Annotated in this window: 16 protein-coding genes; 6 read left to right on the top strand and 10 right to left on the bottom strand. The window is 50.3% G+C overall.

The window, feature by feature from the left end; genetic code table 11:
• Positions 1–610 precede the first annotated feature (610 nt).
• The 6 genes from GZZ87_RS19590 to GZZ87_RS19615 all read right to left on the bottom strand — a co-directional run bounded on the left by GZZ87_RS19590 (position 611) and on the right by GZZ87_RS19615 (position 10,269).
• Complete coding sequence (locus tag GZZ87_RS19590; protein ID WP_162025274.1) at positions 611–2,149, bottom strand: alpha-L-fucosidase; 1,539 nt, start codon at positions 2,147–2,149, stop codon at positions 611–613.
• Positions 2,146–3,810, bottom strand: a complete 1,665-nt coding sequence (locus tag GZZ87_RS19595; protein WP_162025273.1) for an alpha-L-fucosidase — start codon at positions 3,808–3,810, stop codon at positions 2,146–2,148. The genes GZZ87_RS19590 and GZZ87_RS19595 overlap by 4 nt, the downstream gene beginning before the upstream one ends.
• A 209-nt stretch (positions 3,811–4,019) precedes the next feature.
• Complete coding sequence (locus tag GZZ87_RS19600) at positions 4,020–6,689, bottom strand: glycoside hydrolase family 95 protein (protein ID WP_162025272.1); 2,670 nt, start codon at positions 6,687–6,689, stop codon at positions 4,020–4,022.
• 194 nt (positions 6,690–6,883) lie between these two features.
• Positions 6,884–8,173 carry a Gfo/Idh/MocA family oxidoreductase gene (locus GZZ87_RS19605; RefSeq protein ID WP_162025271.1) on the bottom strand — a complete coding sequence of 430 codons (1,290 nt, stop codon included), beginning with the start codon at positions 8,171–8,173 and terminating at the stop codon, positions 6,884–6,886.
• 364 nt (positions 8,174–8,537) lie between these two features.
• Positions 8,538–9,446 carry a hypothetical protein gene (locus GZZ87_RS19610; RefSeq protein ID WP_162025270.1) on the bottom strand — a complete coding sequence of 303 codons (909 nt, stop codon included), beginning with the start codon at positions 9,444–9,446 and terminating at the stop codon, positions 8,538–8,540.
• Between the two features lie 565 nt (positions 9,447–10,011).
• Positions 10,012–10,269 carry a hypothetical protein gene (locus GZZ87_RS19615; protein ID WP_162025269.1) on the bottom strand — a complete coding sequence of 86 codons (258 nt, stop codon included), beginning with the start codon at positions 10,267–10,269 and terminating at the stop codon, positions 10,012–10,014.
• A 1,331-nt stretch (positions 10,270–11,600) separates the two neighbouring features.
• Here GZZ87_RS19615 and GZZ87_RS19620 point away from each other — a divergent pair.
• From GZZ87_RS19620 to GZZ87_RS19635, 4 genes are all read left to right on the top strand, one after another.
• Positions 11,601–12,272, top strand: a complete 672-nt coding sequence (locus GZZ87_RS19620; protein ID WP_162028304.1) for a DUF2971 domain-containing protein — start codon at positions 11,601–11,603, stop codon at positions 12,270–12,272.
• A 116-nt stretch (positions 12,273–12,388) separates the two neighbouring features.
• Entirely contained in the window at positions 12,389–12,733 is a 345-nt protein-coding gene (locus GZZ87_RS19625; protein WP_162051219.1) for an energy transducer TonB, read from the top strand.
• A gap of 59 nt (positions 12,734–12,792) precedes the next feature.
• Entirely contained in the window at positions 12,793–13,203 is a 411-nt protein-coding gene (locus tag GZZ87_RS19630; RefSeq protein WP_162028306.1) for a hypothetical protein, read from the top strand.
• 60 nt (positions 13,204–13,263) lie between these two features.
• A complete protein-coding gene (locus tag GZZ87_RS19635; protein WP_162028307.1) occupies positions 13,264–13,713 on the top strand; it encodes a hypothetical protein in 450 nt (149 codons plus the stop codon).
• Positions 13,714–15,095: 1,382 nt separating this feature from the next.
• Here GZZ87_RS19635 and GZZ87_RS19640 read toward each other — a convergent pair.
• From GZZ87_RS19640 to GZZ87_RS19655, 4 genes are all read right to left on the bottom strand, one after another.
• Entirely contained in the window at positions 15,096–16,247 is a 1,152-nt protein-coding gene (locus GZZ87_RS19640) for a transposase (protein WP_162028308.1), read from the bottom strand.
• A 2-nt stretch (positions 16,248–16,249) separates the two neighbouring features.
• Positions 16,250–17,128 carry a tyrosine-type recombinase/integrase gene (locus GZZ87_RS19645; RefSeq protein ID WP_162028309.1) on the bottom strand — a complete coding sequence of 293 codons (879 nt, stop codon included), beginning with the start codon at positions 17,126–17,128 and terminating at the stop codon, positions 16,250–16,252.
• Positions 17,129–17,587: 459 nt separating this feature from the next.
• Positions 17,588–18,739, bottom strand: a complete 1,152-nt coding sequence (locus GZZ87_RS19650) for a transposase (RefSeq protein ID WP_162028308.1) — start codon at positions 18,737–18,739, stop codon at positions 17,588–17,590.
• A 2-nt stretch (positions 18,740–18,741) separates the two neighbouring features.
• Positions 18,742–19,620, bottom strand: coding sequence for a tyrosine-type recombinase/integrase (locus GZZ87_RS19655; protein WP_162028309.1), 879 nt, complete (start codon positions 19,618–19,620; stop codon positions 18,742–18,744).
• Positions 19,621–19,826: 206 nt separating this feature from the next.
• Here GZZ87_RS19655 and GZZ87_RS19660 point away from each other — a divergent pair, with 206 nt between their 5' ends.
• Together GZZ87_RS19660 and GZZ87_RS19665 are read left to right on the top strand one after the other, a co-directional pair.
• The gene (locus GZZ87_RS19660; RefSeq protein ID WP_162028310.1) at positions 19,827–20,234 is read left to right on the top strand and encodes a hypothetical protein; all 408 of its coding nucleotides are present in this window, start codon (positions 19,827–19,829) and stop codon (positions 20,232–20,234) included.
• 555 nt (positions 20,235–20,789) lie between these two features.
• A partial coding sequence (locus GZZ87_RS19665) for a CHAD domain-containing protein (RefSeq protein ID WP_162071491.1) occupies positions 20,790–21,693 on the top strand: 904 nt, incomplete at its 3' end.

Below are 21,693 nucleotides of genomic sequence, written 5' to 3' on the forward strand. Positions count from 1 at the left end.
AGAACTAGCATCCTCACCGATGCTGGTTCTTTGTGTTATACTAAAAGAGTCGTTAAAATCTTTGAGTCTGTTTTCTCGCTTTAGTGTAGCGGATCCGCGAAGCGGTTTCGATCTTTGCAGTGACTGAGGTTGATGTGGCCGAAATGGCTTCGCCAGTCCGCTACGAATGAAGGGGGCGTGATGTGCTTAGATCCTGTTTTCTAGCTTTAGTGTCGCGGATCCGCGAAGCGGTTTCGATCTGAGCTGTGACTGAGGTTAATGTGGCCGAAATGGCTTCGCCAATCCGCTACGAATGAAGGGGGCGTGTTGTGCTTTGAGTCTGTTTTCTAGCTTTAGTGTCGCGGATCCGCGAAGCGGTTTCGATCTGAGCAGTGACTGAGGTTAATGTGGCCGAAATGGCTTCGCCAATCCGCTACGAATGAAGAGGACGTGTTGTGCTTAGATCCTGTTTTCTAGTTTTAGTGTCGCGGATCCGCGAAGCGGTTTCGATCTTTGCAGTGACTGAGGTTGATGTGGCCGAAATGGCTTTGCCAGTCCGCTACGAATGAAGGGGCGTTTACGAAAACGCTAGTAGTCAGTGGTTAGCCTCAGATCAACTGATGATTTACAATCAATCTCCCTTCACTGCTTTGCGCACTTGCTGCATGATCTCAATGCACTCGGGATTCACAAACGGGGCATCCGCCGTAATATATGGAGTCGTTGATAGGTTAATGGTGATGGGTAGATTCGCAGCATCGGCCTGTTTGAAAATTTCGATGTATTTCTCTGCGGAAAACTTAGGTTTCGCGACAAACGCTCCGTTGCGCAAGCGGGCCGACCACGCATCCATATAAAACCAAGCAGCCGAAGTTTGCCCCTCAAGTTGGCCCCCGTCTTCAAACAAAAAGGCAGGCTGATGCTCTGGCGCTCGACCGCTGCCGTCTGAAACCACGAGATCACTGAACGGCGATAAATTCGGAAACAGATTCTGACTAAATCCAACCGGCGCATTCGGATTGCCTGCTTTAATCGCATTCGCAAATTTCTCCCACGGAGGATCCACCTGATACAGTTTCCAGCCACAGTCATCGACATAACCAGCGGTCGTTGCCAGATCCTCGCCATAGCGAAGGCTCACTTCACGGAAATGGGATTCCAGGAAATTGAAGTAACCCGTCGGATCCGGTTCGTCACCACTGCCATAGGTGTTGCCATACAACTGCTCAATGCCGCTGTTGGGGTTATAGTAAAGCATGAGGCGAATATCATGTTTGGCCAACGCATCGATGAGCTCCCGAATCAAATCACGTTCGCAAGTAAACCCAGGTTTGATTGCATCAATGGTCTCGCTGGGGCCAGGCCAATAATGGTCGCCGTGGGCACAGGTAAAACAGACCCACGATGCGCCGATTTCTACAGCCGTTGCGACAAAGGCATCCACATCAAAACGGTCCACCCGCTTCTGGTATTCCCCATTGCTCGACTGCCCCGTCGATGAAAAATGCACAAACCAACCATACTTGCCATCCACCATCCATTGCACATCAGCTTTCATCGCTTGTGCACGCTCGTTGATGGCAACCAGCGCTTCTGGACGCACCAGTTCAATCGACCACAGGGCAAACGGTGTGCTCTTTCCTTTAGCGTTCTTCATCGCATTCAACGCATCGCGCTCTGCCTGCGTCCCTTTAAAATTGACTAACCGTAAACAGATTTGGTTGATCCCTTTCTGCAACAGCAGGTTCTCTTTCAGCCAGTGGCGTTGCACTAGTGGCCGCGTATCCCAATTCGGCACATTGGCTGTCTCGGTGATGCTGGACGTTCCTGAACTAAGCTCCAAGGTGGATTGAGCCAGAATTTCATCCAGTCCTGTATATACCAGTGCGACGCTATATACCGCTTCATATGGCGCATCCACTTCCCACGTCATGACATCCTCTTCACTTTCAAAGCCGCGAATAAACGCATTATTCACCACCGTCGGCGTGGGACGATCTGCAACGTTTAGATTCCCAGACAGCTCTGCCCGAAATCCCATGATCGTGGTAATGTCATCCGGCCGGAGTTCCCACGTCCTCGGTGCCCAGTAGGGATGCATCTCTGCCTCTTGGCTCCAAGTCGTTATTGGAATCAGCCAGAGAATACAAAGGAGAACGTATCGTTTCATTCCCCCCGAATCGCCTTCCTGACTGCCTCCATCACTGCCATGATCTCCGGATCGAACACCGGATGCTCTGCAGTCACATCCGCTGGCATGATCAGATTCATCGTCACAGGGATACCTTCCTCCGCCATGCTTTTGAAAAATGCGACATACTCTTCGGTGGAATGGGTCGGCCCGTCACTGATTTTGCCATTCAAAGGCTTGGCCGGATACCAGCCGTTCTTATCCATCAAACACCACCAAGCTGGAAGCACATCGCCATACTGCTTCCCGGGACCGAATAGCTGAGGATCATGGCGGGAAATAGTCGACGCGCTATCAGTCACACCTAGTTCACTGAAGGGACTGACCATCGGCCCACGATTGGTGCTCAGTCCGACCACCGCCTTGGGGTTACCAGCCTTGATCGCACGTGCCCACGCTTCCCAGTCGGGATTCAGCGGATAGTCCCAAGCCAGTGCGCCATCCATGTATCCAAAGCCCATTAGCTTGTCCCCATAGCGCAGGCTACACTCACGTAGGATCGCCTCAATATGATCACTGAAAGCTGTCGAGCCCAGCTCATTGGCTCCTAAAGCCTCACGCCACACTTCTGGATCGTAGCCGTTGTAACCGGTATGCAGGTAAAACAGTGTGCGGATGCCCCGCTGATCAAGCGCATCAATAATCTCGCCCAACAGGTCACGCTCGGAAGTGCGTCCAGGCGCGACCTGATCAACCGCCTCATTCGGCGCTGGCCAATAGAATCCTTGGTGCGTCGCGGTAAACGTCACCCATGCGGCTCCCGTGCGCTCAACTGCATCCGCGAAAACATCGACATCAAACAGCTTTACAGATTCCTGAAACCAATCCGCTCGTTGTTTGTCGCCGTGGAAAGACCGACTCCGCGCCGACCAATGAACGAAGATTCCGTATTTTTCATCCACCATCCAAGAAGCGTCACCTCGGATCTCCTTCGCCCGTTCGACCTCTCCTGCACGCGCCTCGGCCGTCCCCAGCTCGATTGAGAATAGATGAAAATTCTCGGTCACCCCCTGCCCGAAGCGTGGAGCGTCATCATTTCTGCCTGGTATCGGCTTTGCCTCGGGGAGACGAAACGTCACTTCATTCTCACCCGCTTTCAGAGCCAATGTTCCGGGCATCGCCTGACGCCAGAAATATGGCTTCCCTTTCCAAGTCCGAAGCATCGCAGGCGCGTTGAGCACTGAGTCGCCCGAGCTCACTTCGATTTGTGTAGGATTCTGAGTGCTGAACAGCACATTCACGTCATAGTGACCATCCTCGGGCACGACGACTTTCCAAGTCACCGTATCCTCAGGCGACTCAAACTTATAGACGACATTACCACTCCGGAAATGCGGCTCCGCATTTCCACCGATTACACCGCGCGAAGCGACCATTGCGGTGACGTCATCTGGGCTCAATTCAAAGGCGACAACCGGAGGTGAGTCCTTCGATTGAGCGCACACAGGCGCAACCGCGCTCACCATCGATACAATCGCCGCTAAGGCGATCCATCGACTGTTACGGCGGACAGTTGCGGCACCCGCGTGGGCAGGAGGCGTTACACCACTATGTGTGCTTGTGGCCTTTGCGCGGTCTTCGCAAGCAAAGCCCCTACGTAGGAGTCGCAAACGACTTCGAAGATTCTTTTCAGAAATCATGATGTGGGGGTATCTTTTGAGGGGTATCTTTATTGGGTGTTTCGGGAGGGACGGCCTCCCCTTCGACAGGCTCAGGGTCTTGAGCTTGTCGAAACGACGCGCCGTCCGCAGCGTGTGAGCCCTGTTCTAAGGCTCGGCGGACGAGGCGGAGTTCGTCCCTCCCAAATGTGTTGAATCAAAAATCGCAGTTCTTGGTGTGTGGCAGTATCCTACTCCGCCAACCAGATCACGGTAGCACCGTGAACGCTCTCGCGTCCATTTGCACCTACTGCAGCGACCTTGAGAGTCATCTGCTCAATCTCTTTTATATCAGTCACTTTGTAGTTAAAGACCGTGCCTTTGATGTCTGAAGCGATGAGCTCATAGTCCGGTGCGTTGCCAACAGCTCGGTAGAGGTTGTAGGACGCCGCGTCGGCGCTTTCAGCCCAAGAGAGCTTGATGCGGTTGAACCTATTTCCTTGCTCGATCTTTAGGTTCGAAGGCGCAGCCACTGGAACGTAAGCCGGAATTTCACTCACCACATAGGTCTCACCTTTGGTAGACTCGATACTGACTTGATCCGTGCCCTTGGCTGCGAACGTCACTGCCTGACCTTCACTAGTCTTGATGGCAGCCTTCGCGATATTTGGATACCTCAACTTAAGCGTTCCGCCGGCGTTGGACAATACTTCCAACTGGCTGGCCTGACCGTTCGACCATTGTGCGGAGACCTCGAAGTTGCCGCGCGCTAAGAGACCACGGTAGCTACCGTCCGGCCAAGCACTCGGTAATGCTGCCAAGGGTGATAGCACATAGTCTTGGCTCTGGAGGAGTAACTCCGCAACTCCGGCGGTGGCACCGTAGTTGCCGTCAGCCTGGAACAGCGGGCCGCCCCGGTGATCGTTGAACAAATTGTGCATGAAGTTCCCTTCCAGTAAATCCCGATAGAAAAGATACGCCTCATCGCCATCATACACGCGAGCCCAGAATGCAACACGCTCAGCGCGTGCCCACCCAATGTTTGATTTTCGGGTGCGTAGCGTTAGGGTTTCCTTAACGGCATCGAGCCATGCTGGAGTTGAGCCGTTGATTAACTGCCCCGGATACGATCCCAGCAGCATGGACGTGTGTCGATGGTGAGGGTCGATCGATTTGCCTGCGTCGGCGTAGAATTCTTCTTCGCGGAACTCCTTAATTTGTCCAGACTTTCCAATTTGAATCGGATCCAGCAGAGGGAGTTGTTCTTCGTAAAGCGCTAAACGCTCATCAGTGTTACCGAGTATTTTGGCAGCCTTCAGTGTATGATAATGGGTTTCATAGAACATCTGCTGGTCGAAGGTCGTGCCGATTGTCTCGCGCTTCTTTTTTCCTTCCAAGTATTGCTCTGGGGATGAGGACGGCTTGGCCAGTAGCTTACCATCGATTTCCTGAACAAAGCGGGAAATGAAATTGGACTGTTCATACAACACGGGATAGACGGTTTCGTCTAGCAGAGCCTCGTCGCGAGTGAAGTCGTAGTAGTCCCAGAACATATGACAAATCCAGCCCCCAGTGCCGAAGCCAGCGATCGGAGTCTTGCCAGGAACATTATACGGATTGGACCAAAACGGGCCCGACCAGCCGTTATCCCCATCAGGGTCGAGTTGGGAGGGATTATATTGCTTGATGTATTGATCGGCATACTCGCGCTGACGATGCACGAAGGCATTGAAATATCCCGCGTAGGACTCAAAAAGCTCAGGCAAGTTCGCACTGAAGACTGGCGCATAGGCCATCTGCACATTCGTGTCGTGCAGATACTGAGAAGACCACGGTGGTCTCGCATAGACATTCCAGATTCCCTGAAGGTGCGGTGGAAGTGTGCCTGCCCTCGAGGAACAAATCAACATGTAGCGTCCGAATTGGAACGCGAGCTCCTCGAGATAGAGATCTGAAGCACCATTTGGATAGGCATCGACCATTTCGTCGGTAGGAATCGACGGCTGAGTCGCTCCTAGGTCGAGACTCACACGGTCATAGAGTTCTTTGTAATCGGCCTGGTGATTCGCCAGTAACTCTTCATAAGATAACGCTGCTGCGTCCGCAATATATTGGCTGACCTTTTCATGTGGATGTGGAAATCCAGCAAGTTTCTCAGTCGGCTGCGCGGTCAGAAAAACCTTAGGGTCCACTTCATAATTCGTTCCTACTGCGATGACTATCACCGCACTGTCAGCATCCGATACTGTGACAGTTGCTTTGGATGCTTCAACCGTTCCGCCCTGCGGAATGACCTTAAACTGCCCCTCAAACTTGATGTCGTAGTAAGTCATCACACCAGAGAGCGTAACTGTATCCCCCTCTGCCGAAACGGAGCCAGTCTTGCCATCGCCGATGAATGGAATCGTCGGACGCAATGTGAAGGAAAGTTTGCCCGGCTCCGAAGCTTTCAAGCGAACCACCATGACCTTGTCGGGGTAGCTAGTGAAATATTCCCGTGAATAAGACACACCACCGTGCTCATACTGCACCGAAGAGACACCTTCATTTAAGTTCAAGTCCCGGACGTAATTGCTGGCCTGATCATGCTCGAAATCAATGTAAACCTCGGCAAAGTTGTTCACACCACGCCGTTTCAATCCACTATTTTTGTCCGCCCAATCATAGAGACTATTTTCAGTGATTTGGATACGATCGGTCGCAGTGCCGCCGAAAATGTTGACGCCCATGTAGCCATTGCCCATTGGGATCGAAGCGTTGGCCCAGCCCAAGTCGCTGTCTGGGGCTGGTGCGTCATACCAAAGCCGGAGCGCCTTACCCGGCTGCTCCGCAATCAGTTCAGAGTTCTGCTCCGCAGCCAAATTACCAGCCAAGCCTGTGAGGCATAAACCAGCGCACAAAATATGTTTTACTATCTTCATATCAATTTTCAATTTTCAGAGTTTTATGGACTATAACGCAGATTCGGCAGGTTGAACACCACGTATAAACGTGGTTTTTCCACTAAAATGAAGGAGTCCACCCCTTCAAACAACAAAGCCTAGCAGACTCTTTGGTCTGCTAGGCTTTGGCTGAATAATATTTGAAGTAATGGCCAATCGCGACCGACACCACCTTAGGCAGGCAATTCGTAACCAGCACGGCGTGGACGGCCTTGCATCGATTGTGCTTCCTTGTCTCCTATGATTTGCTCGGCCTGAGGGTCCCATTCGATGGTTCGTCCTAAACGCTCCGCAATTGCAGAGAGTTGACAAACAGCCCCAGTGCGATTGCCCACAGTTGCTGGGCAGACCGTAGCCTCGCGCGATTGCACACAGTCGATAAAGTTACGGCGATGGTCCTTTGACTCGTAAACTAGAGTGTCAGCATCCGTAAACCGGTGACGAACCAGTTCTTTAGGCGTCGTCTCGATCTTACCTCGACTGACAAGCACCTCTCCCTCTGTGCCGATGAAGCGAATGTTATGCCCTTTGGAGTTCTTATCACGCCAAACAGTAATACCATCTGCATACTTATAGTGATCGTGAGTAGCACCGTTAAAGCCTTTCGGAGTAAACTCAACAGGGCCGCCGTTGTCGTGACCAAGTGCCCACTGGACGATGTCGTAATGGTGCGCGCCAATATCTCCATATTTGCGATTGCCGTAGTCCCAATAGCAGCGCCAGCCTCCCCTGAAGCTACCTAAGGCTCGGTTCTTTGAATATTCGTAAAACGGTGTCGCTCCGAGCCAGCGGTCATAGTCGAAGCCGTCCGGCACGGGCACAATTTTCTCATTAGCGGGCGGTTGCGGAAAGCCCCCCAACTGACAGTGCACTTCTTGCACTTCACCAATCATACCATTACTCACAAGGTTTGCAGCGATACGGAAATACACACTTGAGCGCTGCTGAGAGCCGACTTGTAGCACGCGCTGGTATTTCTCCTGCGCTTTGACCACCGCTTTGCCTTCTTCGATGGTTAAAGTCATAGGCTTTTCAACATAAACATCCTTACCTGCTTTCATCGCTGCGATCGTGAGCGCAGCGTGCCAGTGATCCGGTGTCGCAATGCAAACGATATCGACGTCAGGATTCGATAAAACGTCTTCATAATTCGCATGCGTCGCGACGTCTTTGAAACCCTTTTTACGAAGGAGCCCCTGCGCTCTACTCATCTGAGAGGTGCGGACATCACAGACCGCTATCGGTTGTATCTCCTTCATCCCCGGGAAGGATGCGAGGTGTCCTTTGGCAATCAGGCCAGTGCCTATAAACCCAAGTCCAATGCGAGAGTTGGCCGCATTTTTATCTGCGTTTCCAAGCGTCTGAGCCTTTATAATCTGAGGGGCGGCGATCAGTGCACCCGCTGCGAAAGCTGAGTTTTTAATGAAAGTTCTGCGTGAGGTATTTTTTGAGTAACTAGACATATTTTGTATTTCCTTTGTTTTGGCGCTTACGACGATTCAAGCACATCTGGCTGGGGATTATGACTGTCTAGTATACAAAGCAGGAACAGTTGGCACAATCGCGAATATGCGTGATTTAGAGCCACAATTCCATATTTACTAAAATACCAATCTATGCCGATCGCTGCCTATCCGTATTTTTAAAGCATTGATCTAGGTTCACACGCATCGCTCGGTCTTATCCGAGAGGATTGGCAGTTTAAACGCGCTGATCGACTGTGTCCTAATTTCTGCTTAAGGACGCTTTGGCCATTTACTTAATTGAAGTTCCTTCAAAGTAAATGGCATCCTCACTACACTGAAACAGAGATGGTGCCTAGGACAATCAGGCGACCCGTGGTCGCCGCCTCAGTGTCACTGCAAGAAACATGATCAGTCCAGTGAGCGCGACTGTGGTCGCAGGCTCTGGAATATCGACCTTCTTACCTTTGCCTGCAGCCAGGGCTGCATTGGAAATGATTTGAAAGCCACTGATACCTCCACGCTTACTATCCGGAGAAGTCAGTTCGAGTGTAAAACTATCGGCGGTCAAGCCGTTGAAAACCACCACATTGGAATAGTCCAAACCACTCTCAATGCCATCCGAAAGCACAAAGCTGCCATCAAAGGTCGAGTCATGGTTCGGGATGTCCGGATCATCCTCTGTGAATTTTTGAATCATAGCGCCATTGCTAGGAGTGAGCTTAAATAGACTTTGGCGGGGGCCAGCAGATCCCTTCTTCTTTTTCCCTTCATCTGTATCCGAATAAATGACCGCCGAGTAGCCACCTGCAGTAAAATTACGACCCAAGTTCGAAATCTTTAGCACTGCCGAGTCGTCTGTGCCTAAACTGAGATAGGAATTATACAAATTATCCTGATTCCCCGGAAGTCCGAGTTCCGCTCCGACCGTTTCCGCACTGGCAGCGTAGCCTACAAAATAGGTGCTATCTTCAGGTGCGCTCAGCACCACGCCCGTCCGTTTGCCTGCTTGATCTATTAATTTCGTTGGTGGAAATATTTGCTCGGGTTTGCGATGTAGCCCTCCCGCTCCTATATCAATATTGTTCCATTTACTCGAAATGATACCATACGCTTCAGATCCGGCAAACTCGCCTGCAGAAATCTGATGCCTGTCCATCTGCTGGTCATCCCCTACGTGAAAATTAACACTGATCGAATTTGCAAAAAGACCACCACTGCAACCGATCGTGACTACTCCGAGTAATACACTATTTTGAAATATTTTAATCATAGATACTAAGCAAACACCTTGTAATTAGGCTACGAGGGAGAAAGCGACTAGCAATAAAAACTAGACCGATGTTTATACATAGCGTCTCTATGAAAAACTGGAAATTAATCTAATTGATGATAGCACTCACACTGACAACCGCTCAACCAGTGCGCCCTCATGACCGTTTAGATAATCAAATTAGCGCTCTCGTTGGCAAACTATGTAAATTGTAGTTTACGCTACAACATGTTGTAGTCGGCAGCTTCCGCACTCACTCCATCAAGATGCTGGAACCCATGCTGAATGGACTTTTATCATACGCGGTGACGGTAGTCGCACAACCAAGGATACCAATGCGCTCGTCGGGGCGATACTGGCATCTTTGCTGAACACATTTTCGTCGAGTAGAGAGATCACCATTAAATGAATCCAGCTTGAGCATGTAACTCTCTGTCCCCTCTCTCGGCTGTTCAATTATTTCGGTCGTTTGTGGCCAGGTGATTAGCTTTTGTCCCTCACATCGCTGAGCACTGTCATCTCCGACATATTGATAAAGAAGAGTTGCCCAGGCCCAAAGACCATCCTACGCAGGCTGAACCGCAGTGAACACCAAGACGAAATACGCATCAGACTCCGCGTGCCACGAGCCTTCGTGAGGGACCTCATTCGTTTTGCCCAAAGCCGTGACACAGACATTGCTGCCATCGCGTGAGACATCGTCTTTTACGCGACGCCATCTACGGCAGACCTCCGTCCTGTCTGTCCACCGAGCCAAAGCCTCCGAGCCAAAGCCGTAGCGCGAAGATTCATCGAACATCTCAACCGAACCAACGTATTCCAAACTCAGGATCTGTATTGTCTAACCGCAGATTTCGCAGATGGACGCAGATTATTACAACATATCAATCGACCTAACAGAGTCCCAGCTAGCGGAACCAAGACTAGTCTGGGCATAGCTTCTTCGAAGCCTGAACCAGTTTCGGCCTGTTGCACAAGCAAAGAATCTGCCCGCTAAGACACGCCAAGTATACGCCAAGCTCAGACAACATCGTAGCGTGAAGATTCATTCTCAAGTCTCAACTCTCAGCCCTCAAGTCTCCCTCCGTCGGGGCTTGCCTCGTCCTAGATTATGAGCTTGTCGAATGAGGAAGACCGCACCGTGCTATGGGCCCCTAACAAACCAAAAATAAATAAGTAAAAAGCCCATCCGAATCCTCTGGCTTTGCGCGCTTCGTGACTCCGTGAGAGGCCTCATTCGTTTTGCCCAAAGCCGTGACACAGACATTGCTGCCATCGCGTGAGACATCGTCTTTTACGCGACGCCATCTACGGCAGACCTCCGTCCTGTCTGTCCACCGAGCCCCAGCCGTAGCGTGAAGATTCACCAACCGTGCACCTCCAAGGCATCTTTTAACCACCCGTTCCCGATGGTCACTGGAGGGCACAGAGGCACGGAGCCTGAACGACGCAACAGAGCACGAAGAGAGAGAGAGAGAGGAGTTTCGCATATTTCGTGCCTTTAGTAGTCAAAAAGAATGCCCAGCACAGAGCCCAATAAGCCATCCGCGCGAGACCGCCGTGACACAGACATTGCTGCCATCGCGTGAGACATCGTCTTTTACGCGACGCCATCTACGGACTTCGGCGAGCTCAGTCGTGCCGCAGACCTCCGTCCTGTCTGTCCGCCGAGCCCCAGCCGTAGCGTGAAGATTCACCAACCGTTTCGTTCGCACTAACACTCCCCACTCTCACTTCAAAGCCGCGTGGAGCGTAGACGCGTTAGACGTAGTCTTATACGCGCGCTGACAACAACCCTCTGAGCCCTATTAAAATAGGGGGTTTCAGACAGCCACCCTATTGAAATAAGGGGTTTGAATCCCACATAAGCGATGCGTAAAACGCATAGCCCCGAAATGAGCCTTAGACCCTATCGACTGTGCCATTTATACCCCCTGCAAAATATCCGTTAGTCAGAGTTTTTAGAATTCAGCTCAAACCTCCTATTTTAAGCCATTCATCCCCCAAAACGTTCAATGCCAAGCGGCAACGCATTCGCCCACCAAAAAGTTCTTAAAATATCTTGCACCAACGAGTTATTCATCATCCTATCCACCGCACAAAACCTGTAGCAAAAGATTAGCTACAAAGACTTATAATACTGTTAGCATTTAAATGGAATTCATCACAATATATCGATTTCTAGGCGCCGAAAGCGGCCTAAAGACGATCGAAGGAAATAGCCTACGGATCGGTCGACTGAAGGAATTGAACGATCCTTTCGAATGGCTTCCAGCAATAGTTAACCAATCAGGAACCAACGAAGAGAAAGAATTCAACGAATGGTGCCTGGAGCGATATACAAACCAACTACACGACAAATACGGGCTTCTCTGTTTCACAGAAAAAATGTCCGATCCATTGTTTTGGAGCCACTATGCCGATTCGCATCGCGGCATGGCACTTCAAGTAGATTACTTTCTCGATGGCTCATTGGAGAAAGTAATCTATAAGGAAGAAAGACCCACATTTGATCGGTCCTTACTTCAAAATTCAGAAAGAAAACATGAAATCCTTGAGGCGATCAAAGACTCGATCATCCATAAATCACCAAGTTGGTCCTACGAATCTGAATGGAGATTATTTATTGAATTAGCCAAGTGTTATACTTCTCAAGGCATGTATTTTACGAAAATCAAAAGCGATTTCCTGAAGAAAGTGATTTTGGGCATCAGATGCCCATATAGCGTCCAGTATATTCGAAAAGCATTAGACAGTGCTGGACATGAAGATGTTGAAGTCGTTCGGGCAGAAAGAGACCAACTGTCATACAAAATAAAGTGCTAACAAGTCGTGGTGAGACAATAGATTTCGCTGGCGCTCATCTATGCTCACACTCTACGTTAGATAAATAGATGAGAAAACTAATCACATTCCTACTGCTTCTATCCCTGACATGCAGCTTGAGCGCATCTGACACCTCAAAATCAACAAAAGCTGCGATTAAAGATGCATTTAGCCTTCAGCAAGTGGATGAGATGCCGATCCAGACATATCAATCTAAATTAGCATACCCAAAAAAACTATTAGAAAAAGGAATCGAAGGAGAAGCATCTATTGAATTAATCATAAGCAAAAATGGTGATGTAATCGCAACAACGGTGATCAAAACAACTCACCCTGAATTCGGGAAAGCTGCACAGGATGCTATCAAAAAGTGGAAATTCAAACCAGGGACCAAAAATGGGAAAGCAGTGCAGGTCAGGACCCAAATCCGCATCCCATTCAGTATTGCACCCAAAATCTAACCATTCGAGCGACTCAATGAGTTTCGCTACCGCTCACTCATGAGTCCTCTCGACGATCGATGAAAGAATTCCTCATAGCCTCATTGCTCTTCGCATTACTACCTCAGCTTTCATTTTCTGAAGAGATGATAACTGTTCGTTTATTTGGAAGAGTTGCCGAACCTGGTGTGAAGGAAATACCGAAAGGAACTGGCATTGTAGATCTCATTTATCAGTCAGGAGGCGTTGTCCCTGGTGGATGCCCTGCATGCTGCAAAATAAAGGACATAACAGAAAAAGGAGCACGGCAGATTGAAGTCGATGCATATGAAATCGTAATGGAGAATAAGGAAGACTTTCAATTGCGAGACGATCAGACAATCTGGATGCCTGAGCACGTCATTGGGCATTTAGATTGGAAGGACATCCAGAAATTCAACGAAATGCTACCAGCCTATCTGGAAAATCAAAAATCGATCAAGACGGAGTGAGACAATAGATTTCGCTGGTGCTCATCTATGCTCATCCTCGACGTTGGGCAGAAATAAAAAATGGATTCAGAGCACAAAATCACGCTGACCTATAGCAACCGAGAAACGTCTTTTAAAATCTCTTCAGCAGTCATCTGGAGAAATAGTGACAGTTCCGTATGCATTGAGATTGAAGGGGAAGATATCAAGTTTGACGGAAATAATATAGATAGCGCATACGGAGCACCTATGATTAATGCCACTTGGAAATTCAGCTCTGATAGCTTTGAAGCGCTTTCTAAAACGAAGGTGTTCATTCCAGAATCATACGACCCCGAAATTGAAGATCACGTTTCCACTCTTTACCTCTCTGAACATTTAGATTTTGACGAATGCAATCTCAGCTTTGGAGAACTGAAAGAAGGCACAATACCTATTACATTCTCAGGAATTAGTCCTAGTGACCCAACAGGGACAGAACCAGATGAAGGAATCAAAGTTAGCGGAAGTGCGATCTTAACTATTCAATAAATCAAAAAACCTATGGCCCAACCAGTCGGCATATGACAATAGATTTCGCTGCGCTCATCTATGCATAGCCTCCACGATATCCAAAAGAAAGAACCCAGATTTTTTAACCGCTTAATCACGCTTAATGAACGCTTAACTAGCACGACGTGAGGTTTAATTTTAAGCGCAAATTAAGCGAAGTTAAGCGGATCCAGCTCTGCTGGCCTCTGGGAATAATTGAATTGAAGGAATCCACATTCTAACCACTCTGAACGAATCTAAAAGTCCCACTAAAATGAACCTCAACCACTCCGAAGCCTCGCACCCGATTGCACCGCCCACTGGTATATCCAGACGGCGCACTCAATAGATTTCGCTCCCGCTCATCTATCGAGTGGCCTCTACGATGGGAAAGAAATGAATAAACGAAGCATCTCCTTGATAATCATCATAGCAGGTATTGTTTCATTTGCTGCTATCCTACGACTAAAGGAGGACGATTGCGTAAAGCTACGTGACGCCTCCAGTGTATGTTTTTCGCGTTATCAGGAACTCAGAAAAGGAAGTCCTGATCAGTTTACAGAAATCATTCCGAATGAGATATGGGGTGACTACATCTCCTCGATGTCACCGATTGAAGTCTATCTTGATGTCACTAACGTGGTAATTGCATTGAAAAGAAGTGATGAGGTTGAAACTGGATTGTATGTTCACATCCCAGTTTCTTCATACCTCGGGAGAGAAGGAACACACGGATTCAGCTTTCACCACCTCACAGACGGCGTGTCAGAGTATACGCGTGTGCTCCAACCAATCGCGGTGAGATAATAATGCAGAAAAGCACCAGTCCAATTTTCCATGTTTTTTTAGATTGCGAGAAAAAAAGGGATCAAACGCAAAATATAAAGATCCAGTAAAATTCACCCGCAACCGATTCACCCATTTATTATAATTTCCAGCGCCCCCCCTATCGATGAGTGCATACAATCAAAACGCATAGAATCTTTATATTTTGCGTTTGCCCCCTTCGTTCTATCCTTTGCGTTTGACCCTTTCGTTCTATCCGACAAACTGAAGCGTAGATCAATAAAGGTTCTTGTCGAAGCGAGGAACGAGCCTCGAACTAGAACCATGGTTGAACAAGCCGCTGCGCGCCTGTTGCTATCGACCTTATGCGATTTCTTTTTTTCGCTTTAGTTGAGGTCTAAACTGCAAGTGACCTCGAACTGATCGAAACGGATATTGTTTCACGCATTTCAAGTCAATCGGACGCAATCGAGCCGCGAAGCTAGTCGACTGAACGAGCGTTTTGAGTCGGATCTCGATCAGTCGCACAAGCGGATGCAGCTCGCTCTGGCATTGAGCAAAAGGATTCCTTTGGATCGACTGGAGGCAACGCTCCGTCATGCGGCAACAGCGTTGAAGAAGCGTTCGTTGCGCTCTTGAGGCGGCGCGCGTGCGTGGCGCTTCGTGCGCTGCATCGTATTGCCACAACGTGGACACAGGTAGCCGCCATGCATAGGTGCGGATGGTTCCTCTGGCTTGGGGATGCGTGCGTCTAGCAGCAATTGCAACCATTGCAGCTTAGGTTTTCCCCGTGCATGCAGGAAACCTCGATAGCGGATGCGATGAAAACGCGACGGCAACGCGTGCAACAAGAAGCGACGAATAAACTCCACCCCGCTCACCGTGCGTTGCTCATATTCATTTGTATCACGATTCTTGATACGGATGCGGACCTGGTCGCCTTCGATTGCCAACACACGATTGTCACTGATGACACTGTGCTGGACGTATTGGCCGAGATACTTGACCGCGTTCTCGCCCGATCCAGCAGGATCGACGGAGGCGTTCCAATCCATCTTCAACAGTTGCCAGAACAGGCTCCGGTTGATCAAGCCGTGATCGAATAACTCGTTAACGAACAAAGTGCGAAGGCGTGTTGCCAAAGCTTGAGCGTAAATCAAGAAGTCGGGCCGCTTCAGATGCTTGAGGCGATCATTCTCGGTCAAGCCCACGCCAGGCACGATGTAATGGATGTGCGGATGGTAATGCATCTCCTGCGTCCAGCTCTGAAACACACCAAAGAAACCATTTCTCTCAAAGCCTGTGCGTTTCGGATCGGCCAGCAACTCACGTAATGCCTGCGAGCTGCACTTGAAGAACAACTCCATGGCCAAGCGGTTGCCCAGCATTACCGCGCGAAGCTGCTCAGGCAGCGTGAAGGTCACCATGAAGTAAGGCACTGGCAGTAGCTTGCCCATCTGCTTACGCACCCACTGCGCAGTATCGGCTGCCCCGCATTGCGGGCACAGCCGATGATTACAACTATGGAAGGCATGGTGGCTCTGTCCGCAACTGCAGGCATAGCGATGCCCGCCCATCGCCGCAGTGCGGCATAGGAGGATCGCCTGTAAGGCCTTGCGCTGCTCCACGGTGATCGAGTCGCCATACCGAGCCCAATACAGCTCGATGAAGCGCTCGATCACATCCATCACGCTCAATGAGCGCTTAACAGGAGGATGCAGGCAAATCGTCTGCCCGCACGCTGACACGCTCAGCGGCGTAAGATCGGCTCAATCAGCCCTTCGATGTGGCCGATGGCTTCGATATGATTGATCGGCATCAGGTGCGTATAAACCGTCGTCGTCTCGATATGAGCATGCCCCAGATAGGCCTGAAGTTGGTGTAGCGGCACACCGGCCGAGGCTAAATGAGTGGCAAAGCTATGGCGCAGGACGTGACAGGTTACCTTCTTGGTGATGCCTGCCGCGCGAGCGGCTTCCAGCAACCGAAGCCCGAGCCCATGCGACTGCATCGGCTCGGCAGAAGCACCCATACGAGCTCCTGCGTTGACACAACGACCACGACCCACCGAAGGAAACAACCACTTTGGGTTCCTGTGTTGCTTCCAGTAGTCTTGTAGCAACCGGTAGACCACAGTGCTTAAAATCGTGTAACGATCCTTACCGCCCTTGCCATCACGAATGAACAGACGGTTCCCCGGCCCATCAATATCGTTCACAGTCAAATGAGTGCACTCATTCACACGAAGGCCACAGGCATAGATCAACAGCAAGGGCACACGATAGCGGTTAAACTTCACATGCGCGAAGAGTCGCCGCAACTCATCCACAGTTAAGACCTCGGGCAAAGTCTCACGATCGCGCGCCTTGATCAGATCCAACGAGGCATACTTCTTGCCCAGCATGCCGCGATAAAAATGCTTCGCTGCGGCTAAGGACTGACGACAACTTTTGGGAGCCCAACCGCCCTTAGAGCGCTTATACACGTAGTATTCGCGCAACTGCTCCTCGTTTACGAGTCGAGGGTCCGACTTAAAATGAGTCCCAATTAGACCCATGTGACGATAGTATCCCTGCTGCGTGCGAAGACGGAAGTCCTGCAACTCTAAATGCTCCGCAAAACGGCGCATTGACTTATAGTCGTGAGAATACTCTACTGGTGATGTTTTTTTTACTAGACATAGGGGCGTCAGCGTGACCGTTGGCGCCCCACTTGTGCAATCACCACTTTTTATAACCTAAGCAATTGCCGCGAAGCGGCTTCGTTCATCAATAAAGGTTCTTGTCGAAGCGAGGAACGAGCCTCGAACTAGAACCATGGTTGAACAAGCCGCTGCGCGCCTGTTGCTATCGACCTTATGCGATTTCTTTTTTTCGCTTTAGTTGAGGTCTAAACTGCAAGTGACCTCGAACTGATCGAAACGGATATTGTTTCACGCATTTCAAGTCAATCGGACGCAATCGAGCCGCGAAGCTAGTCGACTGAACGAGCGTTTTGAGTCGGATCTCGATCAGTCGCACAAGCGGATGCAGCTCGCTCTGGCATTGAGCAAAAGGATTCCTTTGGATCGACTGGAGGCAACGCTCCGTCATGCGGCAACAGCGTTGAAGAAGCGTTCGTTGCGCTCTTGAGGCGGCGCGCGTGCGTGGCGCTTCGTGCGCTGCATCGTATTGCCACAACGTGGACACAGGTAGCCGCCATGCATAGGTGCGGATGGTTCCTCTGGCTTGGGGATGCGTGCGTCTAGCAGCAATTGCAACCATTGCAGCTTAGGTTTTCCCCGTGCATGCAGGAAACCTCGATAGCGGATGCGATGAAAACGCGACGGCAACGCGTGCAACAAGAAGCGACGAATAAACTCCACCCCGCTCACCGTGCGTTGCTCATATTCATTTGTATCACGATTCTTGATACGGATGCGGACCTGGTCGCCTTCGATTGCCAACACACGATTGTCACTGATGACACTGTGCTGGACGTATTGGCCGAGATACTTGACCGCGTTCTCGCCCGATCCAGCAGGATCGACGGAGGCGTTCCAATCCATCTTCAACAGTTGCCAGAACAGGCTCCGGTTGATCAAGCCGTGATCGAATAACTCGTTAACGAACAAAGTGCGAAGGCGTGTTGCCAAAGCTTGAGCGTAAATCAAGAAGTCGGGCCGCTTCAGATGCTTGAGGCGATCATTCTCGGTCAAGCCCACGCCAGGCACGATGTAATGGATGTGCGGATGGTAATGCATCTCCTGCGTCCAGCTCTGAAACACACCAAAGAAACCATTTCTCTCAAAGCCTGTGCGTTTCGGATCGGCCAGCAACTCACGTAATGCCTGCGAGCTGCACTTGAAGAACAACTCCATGGCCAAGCGGTTGCCCAGCATTACCGCGCGAAGCTGCTCAGGCAGCGTGAAGGTCACCATGAAGTAAGGCACTGGCAGTAGCTTGCCCATCTGCTTACGCACCCACTGCGCAGTATCGGCTGCCCCGCATTGCGGGCACAGCCGATGATTACAACTATGGAAGGCATGGTGGCTCTGTCCGCAACTGCAGGCATAGCGATGCCCGCCCATCGCCGCAGTGCGGCATAGGAGGATCGCCTGTAAGGCCTTGCGCTGCTCCACGGTGATCGAGTCGCCATACCGAGCCCAATACAGCTCGATGAAGCGCTCGATCACATCCATCACGCTCAATGAGCGCTTAACAGGAGGATGCAGGCAAATCGTCTGCCCGCACGCTGACACGCTCAGCGGCGTAAGATCGGCTCAATCAGCCCTTCGATGTGGCCGATGGCTTCGATATGATTGATCGGCATCAGGTGCGTATAAACCGTCGTCGTCTCGATATGAGCATGCCCCAGATAGGCCTGAAGTTGGTGTAGCGGCACACCGGCCGAGGCTAAATGAGTGGCAAAGCTATGGCGCAGGACGTGACAGGTTACCTTCTTGGTGATGCCTGCCGCGCGAGCGGCTTCCAGCAACCGAAGCCCGAGCCCATGCGACTGCATCGGCTCGGCAGAAGCACCCATACGAGCTCCTGCGTTGACACAACGACCACGACCCACCGAAGGAAACAACCACTTTGGGTTCCTGTGTTGCTTCCAGTAGTCTTGTAGCAACCGGTAGACCACAGTGCTTAAAATCGTGTAACGATCCTTACCGCCCTTGCCATCACGAATGAACAGACGGTTCCCCGGCCCATCAATATCGTTCACAGTCAAATGAGTGCACTCATTCACACGAAGGCCACAGGCATAGATCAACAGCAAGGGCACACGATAGCGGTTAAACTTCACATGCGCGAAGAGTCGCCGCAACTCATCCACAGTTAAGACCTCGGGCAAAGTCTCACGATCGCGCGCCTTGATCAGATCCAACGAGGCATACTTCTTGCCCAGCATGCCGCGATAAAAATGCTTCGCTGCGGCTAAGGACTGACGACAACTTTTGGGAGCCCAACCGCCCTTAGAGCGCTTATACACGTAGTATTCGCGCAACTGCTCCTCGTTTACGAGTCGAGGGTCCGACTTAAAATGAGTCCCAATTAGACCCATGTGACGATAGTATCCCTGCTGCGTGCGAAGACGGAAGTCCTGCAACTCTAAATGCTCCGCAAAACGGCGCATTGACTTATAGTCGTGAGAATACTCTACTGGTGATGTTTTTTTTACTAGACATAGGGGCGTCAGCGTGACCGTTGGCGCCCCACTTGTGCAATCACCACTTTTTATAACCTAAGCAATTGCCGCGAAGCGGCTTCGTTCAACCAAGCGCAGTGAGCAATGACGCGACAGCGACATAGCTCACTGATCCACAATTAGCTAAATAAGTTATGAATAGTATAATCAAAATCATTACACTGGCATTACTGCTAGGGACTTCCATCGCATCGACCGGCTGCACAACTATGGCAGACGCGAAGAATGCCAAAGGCACTGGTCAAAAAGTAGTTTATAAAGCGTCTTTCGATAAGATTTGGGGTGTAATGCCCGAAGTTGTTACTGAAGCGGGATTAGAGTTCATCGCTGCAAATCCAAGCGATCATTCCATATTAGCCCAAAGAGGCATCACAGCTTTAAGCTATGGCGAGAACGTTGCCATATTTGTAGAGGTCGTAACTGAAGGCGATACAACAAGCGTTGAAGTCATATCAAAGAAATCGATGAAAACCAATGTATTTGCGCCCAATTGGGCTAAGCAAATATTCAAGGAATTAGACAAGCGATTCAACCGAAGCTAAGAAGTCAGGTTACATCGGCTCGCTTCGCGCGGCGTTCGGAGGCATCAATCGGATAACCGATTCAGCGTATTTTTATAAGCACTCATGAACGCTTATCAGACGTATTTTAAAACGCCGCTTGCGCTAGAGTTCTACGCCATCTACGGCAGACCTCCGTCGCTGAGGACACTGAGAAATGCCCCTGAGCATGCCACTGAACCCTCCTCTAACTCACTGCGCACTCGGCGAACTCTGCGGTTAAGCTTTTTACCAGTTTAGTTCGTTTTTGGTATAATTGCAGACTCCGCGGATCGATATGGTGCAACCCAATTAGAGCAGAAACCATCCTATGCATTGGCTTCGCCCTTTGGTTGAGTGTCATGCGCACGAAGGACTAATTCTAGGCTTACAAAATGAAAAACGAGCCTGCTAAGATAATGTAACATTACTCAATTTGACAGCACCCGACCTTGCTGCCATTTAATTATATTGTTTAATTCCGTTTAAAACCGCCAAAAACTCAAAAATCAGCCACAGCAGTAGAACCAGCAGTAGAACCAGCAGTAAGAATCGTCGATGAGTCAGCCTCTACTAAATAACAAATGGCAATGCGTCGAATTTGACCCACTGCTACTCAAACAAACGCTCCCTCTGGATTTAACAATGGAGTCTAGCCGGCAAGCCACGAAGCAGGTCTGGCTCTATGACAGTTTCGATCATAGTTTTTCAAGAAACGGGCGGGCACTCATCCGTGTGGCAGGGCGCTTCAGTATCGTTAATGCCGAGGATCTATATACGGATGCGATCTCCTGCGATGAGATTGTGCGTCACCACCGTCCAGTATTTGAATGGGATTTTGCAGAAGGTCATTTCAGACAAGTGCTGCGTTCACATCTTAAATACCGAGCCGCGCAGCAGTTAGCACTCACTCAACTAGAGATACGCGAGTTTTGCGTGCGCAATGTAGATGGTAAGATTGTGCTACGACTGCTCACCGAAACCGCAAAGATCAATGGGGTCGACGCGGTCACTTCAATCACCGCAGCGCCCCTCCTCGGCTACGAGGCTGAAGCGGCTAGCATTGCGAAGAAGCTGACACAAGCACCGGAATTTATTGTGCCGCACATCTCATTCGCGGAGCGACTCTTAGAGCTTTCAGGCCAAGCCGATGTGCCACTCTCGCCCAAAGACATGATCCGCCTCTCACCAGAGCAGAGCGTGCAATCGGCGGTCACACAGATCGCAAGTGGTATGGTGCAAGTGGCACGGCAGAACGAAGCAGGCATCATCGACGATATCGACAGTGAGTATCTACATGACTATCGCGTCGCACTGCGTAAGCTGCGCTCCGTAGTGACATTGGTCAAAGGCGCTTACAGCAAAGAGGACACCAAACAACTCAAAGATGTGTTCGGTCAACTCGCCCGCGCAACCAATCGCTTACGGGATCTTGACGTCTACCTGCTCAACGAAGCGGTTT

The sequence above is a fragment of the Lentimonas sp. CC4 genome, assembly GCF_902728235.1.
Taxonomy (GTDB): domain Bacteria; phylum Verrucomicrobiota; class Verrucomicrobiia; order Opitutales; family Coraliomargaritaceae; genus Lentimonas.

Coding starts and splice junctions, on each gene's coding strand:
- GZZ87_RS19590 (WP_162025274.1), bottom strand. CDS start 2,149: ATGAAACGATACGTTCTCCTTTGTATTCTCTGGCTGATTCCAATAACG.
- GZZ87_RS19595 (WP_162025273.1), bottom strand. CDS start 3,810: ATGATTTCTGAAAAGAATCTTCGAAGTCGTTTGCGACTCCTACGTAGG.
- GZZ87_RS19600 (WP_162025272.1), bottom strand. CDS start 6,689: ATGAAGATAGTAAAACATATTTTGTGCGCTGGTTTATGCCTCACAGGC.
- GZZ87_RS19605 (WP_162025271.1), bottom strand. CDS start 8,173: ATGTCTAGTTACTCAAAAAATACCTCACGCAGAACTTTCATTAAAAAC.
- GZZ87_RS19610 (WP_162025270.1), bottom strand. CDS start 9,446: ATGATTAAAATATTTCAAAATAGTGTATTACTCGGAGTAGTCACGATC.
- GZZ87_RS19620 (WP_162028304.1), top strand. CDS start 11,601: ATGGAATTCATCACAATATATCGATTTCTAGGCGCCGAAAGCGGCCTA.
- GZZ87_RS19630 (WP_162028306.1), top strand. CDS start 12,793: ATGAAAGAATTCCTCATAGCCTCATTGCTCTTCGCATTACTACCTCAG.
- GZZ87_RS19635 (WP_162028307.1), top strand. CDS start 13,264: ATGGATTCAGAGCACAAAATCACGCTGACCTATAGCAACCGAGAAACG.
- GZZ87_RS19645 (WP_162028309.1), bottom strand. CDS start 17,128: ATGCGCCGTTTTGCGGAGCATTTAGAGTTGCAGGACTTCCGTCTTCGC.
- GZZ87_RS19655 (WP_162028309.1), bottom strand. CDS start 19,620: ATGCGCCGTTTTGCGGAGCATTTAGAGTTGCAGGACTTCCGTCTTCGC.
- GZZ87_RS19660 (WP_162028310.1), top strand. CDS start 19,827: ATGAATAGTATAATCAAAATCATTACACTGGCATTACTGCTAGGGACT.